Annotated in this window: 14 protein-coding genes, 1 tRNA gene and 1 pseudogene; 12 read left to right on the plus strand and 4 right to left on the minus strand. The window is 48.6% G+C overall.

The features are described 5' to 3' along the window. Positions 1 to 15: 15 nt before the first annotated feature. Entirely contained in the window at positions 16 to 1,563 is a 1,548-nt protein-coding gene (locus QUE61_RS07525; protein WP_458574736.1) for a leucyl aminopeptidase, read from the minus strand. Positions 1,564 to 1,643: 80 nt separating this feature from the next. Here QUE61_RS07525 and lptF point away from each other — a divergent pair, with 80 nt between their 5' ends. The 3 genes from lptF to QUE61_RS07540 are packed head-to-tail and all read left to right on the plus strand — an operon-like array spanning position 1,644 to position 4,864. Then, positions 1,644 to 2,759 carry an LPS export ABC transporter permease LptF gene (gene lptF / locus QUE61_RS07530; RefSeq protein WP_286306622.1) on the plus strand — a complete coding sequence of 372 codons (1,116 nt, stop codon included), beginning with the start codon at positions 1,644 to 1,646 and terminating at the stop codon, positions 2,757 to 2,759. Then, on the plus strand, positions 2,756 to 3,910 hold the full coding sequence (gene lptG / locus QUE61_RS07535; protein WP_286306623.1) for an LPS export ABC transporter permease LptG: 1,155 nt from the start codon (positions 2,756 to 2,758) through the stop codon (positions 3,908 to 3,910). Before lptF ends, lptG begins: the two co-directional genes overlap by 4 nt. A gap of 12 nt (positions 3,911 to 3,922) precedes the next feature. Further along, complete coding sequence (locus QUE61_RS07540) at positions 3,923 to 4,864, plus strand: CysB family HTH-type transcriptional regulator (protein ID WP_286306624.1); 942 nt, start codon at positions 3,923 to 3,925, stop codon at positions 4,862 to 4,864. On the opposite strand, the gene QUE61_RS07545 is transcribed toward QUE61_RS07540, so the two are convergent. Then, positions 4,865 to 4,949: transfer RNA gene (locus QUE61_RS07545), tRNA-Leu, on the minus strand. A gap of 94 nt (positions 4,950 to 5,043) precedes the next feature. Next, complete coding sequence (locus QUE61_RS07550; RefSeq protein ID WP_286306625.1) at positions 5,044 to 6,030, minus strand: quinone oxidoreductase family protein; 987 nt, start codon at positions 6,028 to 6,030, stop codon at positions 5,044 to 5,046. A gap of 140 nt (positions 6,031 to 6,170) precedes the next feature. Between QUE61_RS07550 and QUE61_RS07555 the strand changes: the two genes are divergently transcribed. From QUE61_RS07555 to rng, 8 genes and pseudogenes are all read left to right on the plus strand, one after another. Then, complete coding sequence (locus tag QUE61_RS07555) at positions 6,171 to 6,890, plus strand: YebC/PmpR family DNA-binding transcriptional regulator (protein ID WP_286306626.1); 720 nt, start codon at positions 6,171 to 6,173, stop codon at positions 6,888 to 6,890. Positions 6,891 to 6,911: 21 nt separating this feature from the next. Next, positions 6,912 to 8,183 (plus strand): phosphoribosylamine--glycine ligase, encoded by a 1,272-nt coding sequence (purD, locus tag QUE61_RS07560; protein WP_286306627.1) that lies wholly within the window; start codon positions 6,912 to 6,914, stop codon positions 8,181 to 8,183. Between the two features lie 20 nt (positions 8,184 to 8,203). After that, complete coding sequence (hemF, locus tag QUE61_RS07565) at positions 8,204 to 9,133, plus strand: oxygen-dependent coproporphyrinogen oxidase (protein ID WP_286306628.1); 930 nt, start codon at positions 8,204 to 8,206, stop codon at positions 9,131 to 9,133. A 12-nt stretch (positions 9,134 to 9,145) separates the two neighbouring features. Beyond that, a complete protein-coding gene (locus QUE61_RS07570; protein ID WP_286306629.1) occupies positions 9,146 to 9,847 on the plus strand; it encodes a nicotinate-nucleotide adenylyltransferase in 702 nt (233 codons plus the stop codon). A 14-nt stretch (positions 9,848 to 9,861) separates the two neighbouring features. Continuing rightward, a pseudogene (gene rsfS, locus QUE61_RS07575) lies at positions 9,862 to 10,248 on the plus strand (ribosome silencing factor); the annotation flags it as partial. 6 nt (positions 10,249 to 10,254) lie between these two features. Continuing rightward, the gene (gene rlmH / locus QUE61_RS07580; RefSeq protein WP_286306630.1) at positions 10,255 to 10,698 is read left to right on the plus strand and encodes a 23S rRNA (pseudouridine(1915)-N(3))-methyltransferase RlmH; all 444 of its coding nucleotides are present in this window, start codon (positions 10,255 to 10,257) and stop codon (positions 10,696 to 10,698) included. A 17-nt stretch (positions 10,699 to 10,715) separates the two neighbouring features. After that, positions 10,716 to 11,369: a Maf family protein gene (locus QUE61_RS07585; RefSeq protein WP_286306631.1), complete on the plus strand. Its 654-nt coding sequence runs from the start codon at positions 10,716 to 10,718 to the stop codon at positions 11,367 to 11,369. Beyond that, positions 11,366 to 12,829: a ribonuclease G gene (rng, locus tag QUE61_RS07590; RefSeq protein WP_286306632.1), complete on the plus strand. Its 1,464-nt coding sequence runs from the start codon at positions 11,366 to 11,368 to the stop codon at positions 12,827 to 12,829. Before QUE61_RS07585 ends, rng begins: the two co-directional genes overlap by 4 nt. A 9-nt stretch (positions 12,830 to 12,838) precedes the next feature. Here rng and msbA read toward each other — a convergent pair whose 3' ends face one another. Next, complete coding sequence (gene msbA, locus QUE61_RS07595; RefSeq protein WP_286306633.1) at positions 12,839 to 14,605, minus strand: lipid A export permease/ATP-binding protein MsbA; 1,767 nt, start codon at positions 14,603 to 14,605, stop codon at positions 12,839 to 12,841. Positions 14,606 to 14,615: 10 nt separating this feature from the next. On the opposite strand from msbA, the gene QUE61_RS07600 reads away from it, so the two are divergent. Continuing rightward, entirely contained in the window at positions 14,616 to 15,389 is a 774-nt protein-coding gene (locus QUE61_RS07600) for a glycosyltransferase family 2 protein (RefSeq protein WP_286306634.1), read from the plus strand. Positions 15,390 to 15,393 lie beyond the last annotated feature (4 nt).

The following is a 15,393-nucleotide window of genomic DNA, read 5'->3' on the forward strand; positions in this document are numbered from 1 at the left end:
GCTATTAATGGGTGCTTATTGATCGAGCAAGAAATTTAGTAATAGCGGAACGGGTCTCCCTGTTGCCCCTTTGGCCGCCCCACTCTTCCATGCAGTTCCAGCAATATCCAGATGGGCCCATCGGAATTTTTCAGCAAAGCGTGAGAGGAAACAAGCTGCGGTCACACTCCCGGCAGGACGCCCCCCAATATTAGCTAGATCCGCAAAGTTTGACTTCAACTGCTCATGGTAAGCCGCGTCGAGAGGCAAGCGCCATACCGTATCTAAGGATTGATGACCAGCCTTATTTAAAGCTTTCACCAAGGTCTCGTCATCAGAGAACAAACCGCTGTGCACATGGCCCAATGCAATGATGCAAGCACCTGTCAAAGTCGCTACATCGATGACAGCTTTAGGCTTAAAGCGCTCTACATACGTGAGCGCATCACACAGAATAAGACGACCCTCGGCATCCGTATTTAAAACCTCGATGGTCTGCCCCGACATGCTCTTCACAATATCACCTGGACGCGTTGCGCGACCTGAAGGCATGTTCTCACAGGTTGGCACTACACCAATCACATTCTTTTTTAATCCCAACAGAGATACGGCATACATGGTGCCAAATACCGATGCCGCACCACACATGTCGTACTTCATTTCGTCCATTGCTTCGCCAGGCTTCAACGAAATACCGCCTGTATCAAAAGTAATGCCTTTACCAACCAAAACGATCGGATCCTCATTCGCTTTCCCACCCTCATGACGCATGATGATGAATTGTGGGGGGGTCTCTGAACCCTTAGCAACTGCTAAAAATGAACCCATGCCTAGCGCTTCAATTTGCTGTTGATTGAAAACCTGCACCTTTAACTTTGTTTTCTTGGGGAGGTTCAGTGCAGTTTGTGCCAAAAACGTTGGAGTACAAACATTAGGTGGCAAGTTGCCCAAATCTTTAGTGAGGTTCATTCCCTCAACCAAAGCCGATCCTTCATGAATCGCTGTTTTCACGAGCGCAGCTTGCTTGACATTCGCGAGCAAGGTGAAGTGCTCAAGGGTGTCAGCCTTTTCTTGCGGCTTGGTCTTATATTGTTCTTGTCGAGCCCCAAATCGATAAACTTGATCACCCACAATTTGGGCTAGTACACGAATCCTCTCCGCAATTGCATTAGGACTCTGATTGGCTTTTTGCTTACTATTAAAGCTGGGTGTATGCCAAAGCACTGACTGAATCGAGCCGCCACTCAATACCTTGAGAGCGGAGCGCGCAATCTTGGCAAAATCCCCTAAAGACTCTTTATCACCAAGGCCCACCAATAAAACACGTTTGAGCTTCACCTTACTCAAGGCCCAGGCGCGTGTGGAGCGCAACAAGGTGCATGCGCCGGCTTTTCCATCGAGATCACCCACGGAGCGCGCCTCTGAAATTGCCCCCCCGAGGAGGTCATCAAGTGCCTGAAGCTGGGAGAGCTCCGCGGCGCGATACGCCAAGACCAAACAATCGCTGGTTAAGCCACAAACCGCAGCGGCGCCTTTGGGGCTTTTAAAATCGATATCGGCAAGAACTTTCGTGCTAAATTGAATCGTCATCGTCTTTCACCATTAGGGGTTTTTTTACATTATCCACCGACCGAATTAAAGTCGCAGAATTAGACCCAGCCACCATGATTTTTGAACAAGCCCTCCGCCGCGAACTCAGCATGACCACAGGTGCTGTGTTTTTGGTCTTGGTCACCATCATGATTACCACCCTCGTGATCCGGATTTTGGGATTTGCGGCTAGTGGTTCGGTTAATCCTGAAGATGCCGTAGTGCTAATCGCTCTAGCCACCCTCGGTTATTTTGCGGTTCTATTAACTGTCTCACTATTTATTGCCGTTTTAATTGTTTTGGTCCGTTGGTACAAAGACTCCGAAATGATCGTGTGGTTTGCTAGTGGACTGAGCATTACAAATTTAATCGGCCCGATCCTGCGATTTGCGATTCCACTCATCATCATCATTGCTGTATTGGCCGCTTTTGTTTGGCCATGGGCAAATCGCGAATCGAGCGTGATTAGTCAACGCTTCCAACAGCGTGATGATGTGTCCATGGTTGCAGCAGGTCAATTTAAAGAATCGGCTAAAGCTGAGCGAGTCTTTTTTATTGAAGAAATTGATGTCGATAAAGGAGAAGTTAAGAATATCTTTGTAGCTGATACGCGCAATCAAAAGTTAAGTGTTGCGGTGGCTGCTACTGGCTATATCGAGAATACGCCCAACGGTGACAAAAACGTAGTTCTCTTAAAAGGCCGTCGTTATGAAGGCCAGCCGACCCAAGCCAATTTCAGAATCTTAGAGTTTGATGAATACGAGACCAAGATCTTAAGCAAAGAGGTCAGTAAACCGCCGCCGCGTGATCGAGAAAAAAATGTGATTGAGCTGATGCAAGAAACCGATCCCAATATCCTGCGGGCTAACTTTGGTGAACTGCTTTGGCGCATCGGCTTACCCATCATGGCCCTTGGTTTGGTCTTGATTGCCATTCCCTTAGCCTATGTCAATCCCCGCTTAGGTAACTACACAGCTATGTTTTATGCCGTCCTGATTTATCTGATGTACAGCAATTTATTAAATCTCAGCCAAAATTATGTTGCGCAAGGACGTGTCGACTTCTTCATTGGCTTATGGCCGATTCATGTACTTGCATTTGGCTTAGCCTTTGTTTTGATTCGCAATCGCATTAATCCATCCTTAAAATGGTGGCAACGTCAACTTCCAAGGGCCTGGCAAAGCAAATGAGTTGGCTCTTCCCCAAAATTTACGAACGCTACTTTGCGAAGCAAATCTATGCGAGCTTTGGCTTCATTCTCTTCGCCCTTCTAGCACTCTTCCTATTTTTTGACATTCTGAGTGAACTGGGGTCGGTCAACTCCAAATACACCTTGCCTTTAGCTCTTCTCCATGTGCTCCTCAAGGCACCAAGCCGTATGGTTGAAATTATTCCGATCGCCGGCTTAATTGGCAGTATTTATGTGTTTGCCATGATGGCCAGTCAGTCGGAGTTCACCATCTTCCGGGTGGCGGGATTAGATATCAAACGCAGCCTCTTCACGCTGGCCAAAATCTCCTTACCAATCGTGCTATTGACCCTAGCGATCAGTGAGGGCTTGGGCCCATACAGTGAGAGGCTCTCGGAGCGGATTCGAATGGACGCGTTGGGCTCGACCTTTAGCTCCCAATTTCGATCGGGCGTTTGGCTCAAAGATCAATTACGCGATCAGGATGGTGCGGGACCCGTTAAGGCTGGTGTACGGTATGTCAATGTGGGCTCGATTGATCAAGATGATCAAATTCGGCAAATCCGGATGTATGAGTTTGATCCCAACTATCGCCTTCTCTCGATTCGTAGCGCTGCGTCTGGTCGCTTCAATAATGAGGGTATTTGGGAACTCAATGACGTTTCAGAAACCCGATTTATTGAGAAACGCAGTAGCGATCCCTTAGATGCGGTCTACACCGCCCAAACCAAAAGTATTCCGAAGCTAAGTTTGGAATCGCAAGTCACCCCGCAGATCCTCAATGTTCTGCTAATCAGCCCTGAGAAGATGTCGATCATGAGTTTGGGGCAATTTATCTTGCACCTCCAAGAGAACAAACAAGATGCGCAGCGGCACGCGATTGCCTTTTGGAAAAAAATCGTTTACCCCTTCATCATCTTTGTGATGCTCGCACTCGCCCTACCCTTTGCGTTCATGAAAGTTCGGGCTGGAAGCGTTGGTATTAAGGTCTTTGGTGGCATCATGCTGGGTATGAGTTTTCAACTATTTAATACCTTGTTCTCGAGCGTTGGCTTGCTTGGTGCACTGCCCGCCTTGTTTACAGCAATCTTTCCACCATTGCTATATTTAATCTTAGCGATTGCGGCTCTAAAGTGGGTATCCCGTGCCTAAGGATATGTTCGAATGAACCTGCATCAACTGCGTTTTGTTCGTGAAGTGGTCCGTCAGAACTTTAATCTGACTGCAGCTGCAAAGGCACTCTTTACTTCCCAGCCAGGCGTCTCCAAAGCAATCATTGAACTTGAAGATGAGTTAGGCGTTGAAATCTTTCGACGTCATGGCAAACGAATTCGCTCGTTAACCGAACCTGGCAAGCGCATCTTAGTCTCGATTGAACGCTTATTAGAGGAAGCGGAGACCTTAAAACGGGTTGGTAATGATTACGCCAATCAAGATCAAGGTAGCTTTGTGATTGCTACAACCCACACCCAAGCCCGCTATGCTTTGCCTAAGGTCTTGAGTGAGTTTACGAAGCGCTTTCCGAAAGTGCGCGTTAGCCTATTGCAGGGCAACCCCAGTCAAATTGCTCAAATGCTACTCGAGGATCGTGCTGATCTAGCTATTGCCACCGAGGGACTTGCCAATACTCCCGGGGTCTTAGCCCTACCGAGTCACCAATGGCAGCATGCAGTCGTAGTGCCATCTGGCCACCCCTTACTCAATCATGAGTCCATCACCCTAGAGCTCTTAATCAAATATCCACTCATCACCTATGCGAAAGCATTCTCTGGGCGCAGCAAAATCGATGCGGCATTTGCTCAACGTAATCTAACCCCGGACATTATTTTGGAAGCAATTGATGCGGATGTGATCAAAACCTATGTCGAGAATGGCATGGGAGTTGGGATTGTGGCGGGGGTTGCCTTAGATCCCGAACGCGATCGGCAACTGAAATCCATCTCCGTGGGACATATCTTTGGCACCAATGTCACGCACATCGGCATCAAACAAGGCGCTTACCTGCGCTCGTTTATCTTCACCTTTATTGAGCTGTTCTCACCCACGCTGACACGCAAAATTGTGGAACAGGCCATGTCGAGCGAATCAAGCGATTATCAAATTTGATGGTGCCTCGGGTCGGACTCGAACCGACACGCCTTGCGGCACCGGATTTTGAGTCCGGCACGTCTACCAATTCCATCACCGAGGCAAGTTCGTTAACGTTGGATCGTTAACAATCATGATTGAAGCGATGATTTTAACCAATCTCATCGCCTCACACCCAAAACACATAAATCGACTGATTAAGGGATCAAGATCGTCGTGCCAGTGGTCTTACGTCCCTCCAGATCACGGTGTGCTTGCACAGCGTCTGCCAGTGGGTATTGTTGCTTAATCTCAATCTTAATTTGCCCCTGAGTCACGCGCTCAAATAAATCCTTGGCCATTGGCTCTAACAATGAGCGATTGTGCACGTAGGTCATTAGAGTAGGTCGGGTTAACTTCAGGGATCCCTTACTCGACAAGACTGCTAAATCGATCGGTGGAACCGATCCGGAGGCATTACCAAAGCTCACTGCCATGCCACGTGGGGCGATGCAGTCCAAAGTCTTCATGAACGTATCTTTACCGACTGCATCATAGGCAACCGCCACACCTTTACCATTGGTAATCTCTTTCACGCGTGTTACAAAATCTTCGGTGCGATATTGAATCACATGATCGCAGCCGTAGGATTTAGCGAGCGCCGCTTTCTCAGAGCTTCCTACCGTACCAATCACGGTAGCACCAATCGCCTTTAGCCATTGCAGAGCGATTAAGCCAACACCCCCAGCAATCGCATGAAATAAAACCGTGTCACCGCGCTGCACTTTATAGGTATCGTTTAGAAGGTACTGCACTGTGAGGCCTTGCAGCATCATCCCTGCACCGGTCTCAAATGAGATCGCATCGGGTAACCGCACAATTGTCTCTGCAGGCATGATGCGAGCTTGTGCATAGGCTCCTGTTGGTCTACCTGCATAGGCAACGCGATCGCCTGCCTTGAGATGTGTCACACCAGGGCCCACTTTCTCAATAATGCCCGATGCTTCCATGCCAATACCGCCTGGCAGTGGCTGGGGATAGTAGCCCGATCGGAAATAAATATCAATGTAGTTCAAGCCACACGCTTTTTGTGCAATCAAAACCTCTCCGGGCCCTGGTTCACCCAGTGAAACATCAACGTATTTCATGACCTCGGGCGGTCCAACTTCATCGATCCGAATCGCTTTTGTGTGCGTAACTGACATGTGGTTTCTCCTAAATGTTCTTGTTCCAAAATCATCGAAATCGATGTTTGGGATGTCATTTTTTAAGCCAAGCCCGTATTTTGCCTAAAATTACGGTTCTAAGCCGAAATTTATTCATTCATCAAAGAGGGATTGCCACCATGGCGGGTCATTCAAAATGGGCCAATATTCAACACCGTAAGGGTCGCCAGGACGAAAAGCGTGGCAAGATTTGGACCAAACTCATTAAAGAGATTACCGTTGCTGCCCGCTTGGGTGGAGGTGATCTGAGCGCCAATCCGCGTCTGCGCCTCGCAATCGACAAAGCCAAAGATGCCAACATGCCCAACGACAATGTGCAACGTGCGATTGCGCGCGGAACAGGTGCTGCCGATGGCGTTGACTACGAAGAGATTCGCTATGAGGGTTACGGTATTAATGGCGCTGCAGTGATTGTGGATGCGATGACGGACAATCGCACGCGCACCGTTGCCGAGGTCCGCCATGCCTTTTCAAAACACGGGGGCAATATGGGCACAGAAGGCTCCGTTGCTTTTTTATTTAAACACTGCGGACAACTGCTCTTTGCTCCTGGAACCAATGAAGAGCAACTACTCGAGTTAGCGCTTGAAGCCGGTGCGGAAGATGTGATCACGCATGAGGATGGATCACTCGAGGTCATTACGGATCCCTTTGAGTTCACAAATATTCGTAATGCCTTAGAGGCGGCAGGTTTAAAACCCGAGTTAGCCGAGGTGACGATGCGGCCCTCGACCGAGGTCGATCTCAATCAAGAGCAAACCGAATCGATGCAAAAACTATTGGACGTACTCGAGAATTTAGATGATGTCCAAGCGGTCTATACCAATGCTACCCTTTAGGGCCTTACGAGAAAGCTCATCATGAAAATTTTATTAATTGGCTCAGGCGGTCGTGAACATGCCTTGGCTTGGAAACTCGCTCGCTCACCAAAAGTACAAAAAGTATTCGTAGCCCCTGGCAATGGAGGCACAGCGAATCAAAAAAATGCAGGTATTGAAAATTTACCCATCTCCGATCTTGAGGAGCTTGCCGCCTTTGCGAAACGTGAGCAAATTGGCTTAACCGTCGTTGGTCCTGAGGCACCATTAGCTGCCGGAATTGTGGATGTCTTTCGCAATCAGGGCTTGCGGATTTTTGGTCCAACCCAATTAGCAGCACAACTAGAATCCTCCAAAGACTTCTCCAAAGCATTCATGAAGCGCCATGGTATTCCAACGGCCGATTATCAAACCTTTACCAATGCTGTAGCAGCACATGACTACATTGATCAAAAAGGTGCGCCGATTGTGATCAAAGCCGACGGTCTAGCTGCCGGTAAAGGGGTGGTGGTTGCCATGAGTTTGCCTGAAGCGCATATGGCAGTTGACATGATGCTCTCAGACAACAAGCTTGGCAATGCGGGTGCACGGGTTGTGATTGAGGAATTTATTACGGGCGAGGAAGCAAGCTTCATTGTGCTGGTCGATGGCAAAAATGTCTTGCCACTGGCCAGTAGCCAAGACCATAAGCGTTTACTCGATGGCGACCAAGGTCCCAATACTGGTGGCATGGGTGCCTACTCACCGGCCCCAGTAGTGACCCCCGAAGTACATGCACGCGCCATGCGTGAGGTGATCATGCCGACCGTAGAGGGTATGCGTGCCGACGGAATTCCCTACACTGGCTTTCTTTATGCTGGTCTCATGATCCAGCCTAATGGTCAAATTAAAACCCTAGAGTTCAATTGCCGCATGGGCGATCCTGAAACCCAACCGATCATGGCGCGTCTTGAGAGCGATTTGGTGCTTGCTTTAGATAAAGCAATCGATGGCAAACTAAATGAAGTCGAACTAACTTGGGATCGGCGCATTGCCCTTGGAGTAGTGTTGGCAGCTGCCAACTACCCAGAAAATCCAAAAACAGGTGACGCAATTACTGGAATCCCCGCACAAACCAATGACCAAATAACCTTTCATGCGGGCACCAAAATCCACGATGGTGAGCTTCACACCTCAGGAGGCCGAGTATTGTGCGTTGTTGGTCTAGCAGATACGGTCAAAGGAGCACAACAAAGGGCGTATTCTGCGATTGATCAGATTCATTTTGATGGAATGCAGTACCGCAGCGATATTGGCTTCCGTGCTATTAAGTAAGAATAAGTGAAGGACATTGAATGGCAGCAACAATTGATACTCAGGCCGTTAAACATTATTTATTAGACTTGCAAGACCGCATTACTAGTGCAACTAGCGAGGTCGATGGCAAATCGTTTGTCATAGATGCCTGGGAAAAGCCTAAAGACAGTAAGTTGCAGGGCTCAGGACGAACCTGCATTTTAGAGAATGGCAACATCCTTGAAAAAGGGGGTGTCGGGTTCTCGCACGTGAGCGGCAATCAATTACCGCCAGCGGCTACCCAAAATCGTCCTGAGATTGCTGGGCGTACCTTTGAGGCAATGGGCGTTTCCTTAGTATTTCATCCCCGCAATCCCAAGGCACCCACAACCCATATGAATGTGCGTTGCTTTATTGCCCAAGCGCCTAATGAAGATCCAGTTTGGTGGTTTGGCGGTGGCTTTGATCTAACGCCCTACTACGGTGTGGATGAAGACTGTAAGCATTTTCATCAAACCGCTAAAGACGCTCTTGATCCATTTGGCGCCGAATTCTATCCACGCTTTAAGAAATGGTGCGATGAGTATTTTTATCTCAAGCATCGGGACGAGCCGCGTGGCATTGGCGGTATTTTCTTTGATGATTTCAATGAGCTAGGGTTTGAGACAAGTTTTGCCATGATGCGCTCCGTAGGAGATGCATTTATCGAGGCGTATTTACCAATTCTCAAGCGCCGCTACCAAGAGCCCTACACGCAGGCAGAACGTGATTTTCAGGAATACCGTCGGGGTCGCTATGTAGAATACAACCTGATCTTTGATCGAGGAACTATCTTTGGTCTTCAATCGGGTGGGCGCTCGGAATCCATCCTGATGTCCATGCCACCCGTTGTTACCTGGAAATACAACTGGCAGCCCGAACCAGGAACTCCAGAAGCTCGCCTCTATGACCGCTATCTCAAGCCACGCGATTGGCTATCTGAGGTTTAAGGCGAATTATTCTTGAATAAAACCATCGGCATCCTAGGGGGCACATTTGACCCACCACATTGGGGCCACATTCGTCTTGCCGCGCATTTCGCTAAACGTCTAAAGCTCGATGAGCTCATGTGGTTACCCAGCGGTGAACCATGGCAAAAAGGGGCGCACATTACTCCAGCGGTTGATCGCTATGCCATGACCCTGGCAGCGGCTAATGTTCTAAAAGACCATCTCCTAAAAGATGGTCTAAGCACTCAAGTAACTGTCAACACCATGGAGATTGATCGCGCTGGGCCAAGCTATACGATTGATAGCGCCAAAGCGCTACGACAGCTCTATGGTGAGCAAACCGCTTTAATTTGGCTCATGGGTGCCGATAGTTTTTTGCAGCTTTACACCTGGAATGATTGGCGCGACTTACTGCATTACATCCATTTAGCGGTAGCGAGTCGCCCGCCGTATCGGATTGCGATCCAATTACAGGACCATCCGCCCCTGTTGGCTCATTATCAAGATCATCAAACCACGCATGCTCAAGAACTTAGTCAACAATCCTGCGGACTCATTTATTTAGATGAGGAGCTCTCCATTGACTTAGCATCGAGCAGCCTGCGACCTCTGCTGGCACAGCATCCTGATGCTGATGCCATTCAACAATGGTTGCCAGAATCGGTCTGGAGCATTATTTTAGAAAAAGGCCTCTACCAATCCAAGGTAAGATGAGCCCTGACACTCATATGGATATTAAAAAACTACAGCGCACCATCATTGACGCCCTCGAGGATGTCAAAGCACAAGATATTCGTGTCTATGACAGCAGCAAACTCAGCGAACTTTTTGATCGCGTGATCATTGCCACTGGCAGCAGCAATCGCCAGACCCGTTCTTTAGCTCTCTCGGTCAAAGAAAAGGTTCTTGAAAAAGGGGGTGAAGTGATCTCAATCGAGGGCCTGGAGACGGGTGAATGGGTTCTAGTGGATTGCGGCGATATTGTGGTTCATATCCTGCAGCCCATGCTTAGAGCCTACTACCAACTCGAAGGAATCTGGGGTGACAAACCGGTTCGGGTCAAACTGTCCGGCACCAAGAAGCTCGTCAAAGCCAGTGAAGACGCTGGCGACGAATAAGTCATGCGTCTTTGGATTATTGCGGTTGGTCACAAAATGCCAGACTGGGTGTCTATGGCATGCCAGGAATACCAAAAACGCATGCCCAGCGACTGCGTTATTGAGCTTAAAGAACTAAAGCCGGATATTAATCCTGCTAAAGAAGCGAGCAAAATCATTGCAGCAATTCCGAAGGGTGCGGTCGTCATTGCATTAGATGAGCATGGCATCGATCTGCGGACCCAAGCGATTGCGGATCATCTCCAGAATTGGCGGGCAAATGGTCAAGATGTTGCGTTCTTGATCGGCGGAGCAAATGGGCTTGACCCGAGCCTCAAAACAAATGGTGGTCTGACCTGGAAACTATCGAGCCTTACCTTGCCACACGCCTTTGCTCGCCTAGTGCTGATCGAACAACTCTATCGTGCCTGGACCATCCTGCAAGGCCACCCCTATCATCGTGAGTAAATGGGAAATTATTTAACATGAAGTATGACTTTATTTACCTCGCCTCGCAAAGCCCGCGTCGCCAGGAGTTACTCGCCCAGATTGGGGTTGACTTTCAGTTACTGCTTCCAACGCCTGATGAGGACGCTGAGTCTTTAGAGCTCGCTCTTGCAAACGAAAGCGCCGCAGACTATACACAACGCGTAACCATTGCTAAAAGTAGCGCTGCTCTCAAGCGTTGGCATCAAGGCCGTAAAGCAGGAATTGAGCTTCCCTGGGCGCCAATACTTTGCACCGACACCACCGTAAGCCTTCCAGGCTCGCCCGATCACGAAATCCTTGGAAAGCCGCACGATCAAGAAGACGCGATGCGGATATTGCACGTCTTGAGCGGTCAGACGCATTGGGTTTACACAGCCCTTGCCATCACCCCTGAGCCCACAAGCATCCCGGTCTGCGTATTACAAAAGTCAAGGATACGGTTTACGACATTAAGCCATGAGCAAATTGAACGCTATGTCAGCAGCGGTGAAGCATTTGGGAAGGCGGGTGCCTATGGCATTCAGGGGATGGCCGCTACGTTTATTGAGGAGATTTCTGGAAGCTATAGCGGTATCATGGGGCTTCCCTTATTTGAAACTGCCCAACTACTACGAGTAGCAGATGTACGTTTTGGTTTAACCCAATCATGACTCAAGAAATCCTCATCAATATTACCCCACAAGAAACACGCGTTGCTTTAATTGAGCAAAATGCCGTTCAAGAACTCCATATTGAACGTACGCGCCAGCGTGGAATTGTGGGCAATATTTATTTGGCGAAGGTGGCCCGGGTCTTACCTGGGATGCAATCAGCCTTTATTGATATTGGTTTAGAACGTGCTGCATTCATTCACTTTAATGATTTGGGCGAACAGCAAACTGGTGGTCAGATTGAAAAAGTATTGTTCGAAGGACAGACACTCTTGGTGCAAGTACTTAAAGACCCCCTCGGAACAAAAGGAGCCAGACTCACCCGCCAAATTAGTATTGCGGGACGTAATTTGGTCTATTTGCCACAAATTCATCGGCCATTAGGTCAAGAGATTCATATTGGCATCTCACAAAAGATTGAAAATCCCGAGGAACGCGAAGCACTCAAAAACCGTCTGAAAGGTCTGATTCCTGCAGATGAATCCGGCGACATCATTGTTCGCACCAGTGCCGAACATGTGAGCGATGAAACCTTGATTTCTGACCTGAAGTACCTTCGCGCCACCTGGCAACAAATTGCGCAACGCGCCAAAGAAAAGGCGGCCCCCGCGCTTCTTCATCAAGACCTCAATTTAGCCGAGCGGGTATTGCGAGACATGGCTGGCCCCGAGACTAGCCAGATTCGGATTGATTCGGCCGAGAACTTTGAACGTCTGACTCAGTTTGCACAGACGTTTATGCCACAACTGAGTTCCAAGTTAACACTCTATCGGGGTGAGCGCGCCCTCTTTGACCTTTTTGATATTGATTCTGAGATTAATAAAGCCTTAGGTCGACGCGTCGATCTCAAGTCAGGTGGCTATCTGATGATCGATCAAACCGAATCGATGACCACCATTGATGTCAATACCGGAAGTTTTGTTGGGGCTCGTAATTTAGACGACACCGTGTTTAAAACTAATCTAGAGGCTGCTCAAGCGATTGCCCGTCAATTGCGCTTACGAAATCTAGGCGGCATCATCATCATTGATTTTATTGACATGACACAAAGCGACCATCAAGAAGCAGTTCTTGGCGAGCTCAAGAAGAATTTAGCGCATGATCATGTGCGCACGAATGTGAATGATTTCTCATCACTGGGACTGATTGAGATGACACGCAAACGTACGCGCGAGTCCTTGTCCCATATTTTGTGCGAACCCTGCTCGTCTTGCAATGGCAAGGGGGAAACGAAAACACCGCAGACAATTTGCTATGAAATCTTGCGCGAGATTGTGCGTGAACACCGCCAATTTAATCCCAAAGAGTTCCGCATTGTTGCCTCACCCGATGTGATTGATTTATTTCTTGAGGAAGAAAATCAGTTCTTAGCCATGCTAGGTGACTTTATTCAAAAGCCGATTCGACTCCAGGCTGAAGCTGGATTTCGGCAAGAACAATACGATATTGTCCTAAATTAATTCGCCTTCTTAGCCTGCTTCGCTAAACTGCAAACGATGCAAACCGGCATACAAGCCATTCTTAGCAATGAGCTCCCGATGTGGGCCGTATTCCACGATTTCACCATGGTCGAGCACTGCAATCTTATCAGCATGCTCGATGGTTGATAACCGATGCGCAATGACCAGAGTGGTTCTACCGGCCATGAGCCGATCAAGCGCCTCCTGGACTTGCCGCTCAGACTCTGAATCGAGGGCTGACGTAGCCTCATCCAAAATCAGGATGGGTGCATCTTTGTAAATCGCACGCGCAATCGCTAGGCGTTGACGCTGGCCCCCGGATAAGCGATTGCCATTATCCCCAATCTGCGTATCAATGCCATCAGGTAGCTCAGACAGTAAATTAGACAAATTAGCTGCCTCTAATGCCTCAATCACGCGACCACGATCAATATCATCACCGGTGCTCGAGCCGTATGCAACATTCGCTGCAATCGTGTCATTAAATAGAATGACATCTTGGCTGACAAAGGCGATTTGTTTGCGTAAATCAGTTAATACAATCTCCTCAATTGGAATTTGATCGAGCACAATCCGACCGGATTTGGGCTGATAAAAACGCGGCAACAAATTAACCAGCGTTGATTTGCCGCCGCCTGAGGGTCCTACAAAGGCAATCACCTCGCCAGGCTTAACCGTGAGATTGATGTTACGTAAGGCATCTTTTCGACCCTCGTCCTGGTTGTACGAGAACGAAAGATCTTCAAACGTAATTTCACCCTTCGCCTTCTCAAGCCGCTTGAGATTCGATGTTTGTGTCTTCTCCTCCTCAATCGGCTGATCAATCAACTGGAAAATCATCTCGGCAGCAGTAAGTCCCCGTTGCAAAGGCTGGTTAATGTCGGCCAAGTGCTTGAGCGGGGAAACAATTAACAGCATCGCGGTAATAAACGCCGCAAAACTACCAACCGTCACGCCCTGGCTCGCTGATTGTATGATGGCAATGACTAGGACTACTGATAAAGCCATCGAGGCAACTAATTGGGTAATGGGCTGATTTAATCCGCCAGCAACCGCTGCCTTGAGTGTGAACTTGCGTAATTGCTCGGCTTTCTCCATAAAACGGCGCATCTCATAGTCTTCACCGCCATGCACCTTTACTATCTTATGACCGGCTGCGGCCTCCTCAACTACATACGCTAACTCACTAGTCATACTCTGCTGTTGACGATTGAGGCTACGCAAGCGCTTATTGATCTTACTCATCAAATAGGCAATGATCGGGAAAATCACAAAGACCACCAAGGTTAAGCGCCAGTTCAAATACAACAAATACCCCATCAAGCCAATGACGGTGAGTAGATCGCGCACAAGACTGATCAACATACCGCCCATAATCGATAGGACATTATTGACCTCAAAGACCACCGCATTAATTAAGTTCGAGGCCGTGGTTTTTTGGTAATACTCGGTCTTAGCGCGCAAAAGTCTGGCAAACATTTGTTCACGCAGCTTCAACAAAATATTGCTAATGACCTTGGTTAGCAGATAGTTAGAGAGAAATTGGGCCCCGCTGCGCACAATAGCCAGGCCCACCAGGAAGACTGGGACCAACCATAGTTGATCATTCATCTTTCCTGAAAAGCCATCGTCCAAAAGGGGCTTCATCAGAGCCGGGATAGAGGTCTCCGAGGCTGCAACCAGCGCCATGGCCAATAAAGAGCCAACAATTAGGCGGATATGGGGGCGCAAATAGCCAATTAATCGATTTAGGGCTTGACGGTCTGAAGCATTCATATAATGAATTATGCCCACCTTATCAGTCATACTCATCACTCGGAACGAGGAAGCCAATCTTGGGGATTGTTTAACCTCCTTAGACGGGCTGGCTGACCAAATTGTAGTGGTAGACACCCAAAGCACTGACAAAACCCTGGAGATTGCCAAAGCCCATGGGGCGCTAATCAGCTCCCCCGACGATTGGCCCGGCTTTGGCCCCCAAAAAAACCGAGCTCTTGACTTAGCAAACTCCGATTGGGTCCTATCGCTTGATGCCGATGAGCGCCTGACCCCCGAACTACGTGCGGAGATCAAAACGGTTCTTAGTCAACCGCAAGCCAATTGCTATGCCATCCCACGCCTATCGTGGTACTGCGGACGCTTTATGCGTCATTCCGGCTGGACGCCCGACTACGTTGACCGCCTTTTTAAGCGAGGGACGGCTCGGTTCTCCTCTGATTTGGTGCATGAACGTTTAATCCCACAGGGGCCAGTTCTCAAACTTAAGCATCAGATGCTTCATTACAGTTTCATGAACGCCGAGCAGGTTAGAGCAAAAATGGAGCGCTATTCCACCGACTCCGCCCAACAGGCATTTGCCAAAGGCAAAACAGGGAGTCCAATCAAAGCCATCTTGCATGGAGCCTGGTCATTTATTCGAACGTATTTCTTACGGGCTGGATTTTTAGATGGCCCTCAAGGCTTTTCCTTGGCATGCTCCAATGCGCAAGGCACGTATTATCGCTACATGAAACTTTGGCGACTCCATCAAATGGCCCGAACCCATAACCCAAAGGTCTAAGATC

It is taken from the genome of Polynucleobacter sp. HIN5 (genome assembly GCF_030297555.1).
GTDB lineage: Bacteria > Pseudomonadota > Gammaproteobacteria > Burkholderiales > Burkholderiaceae > Polynucleobacter.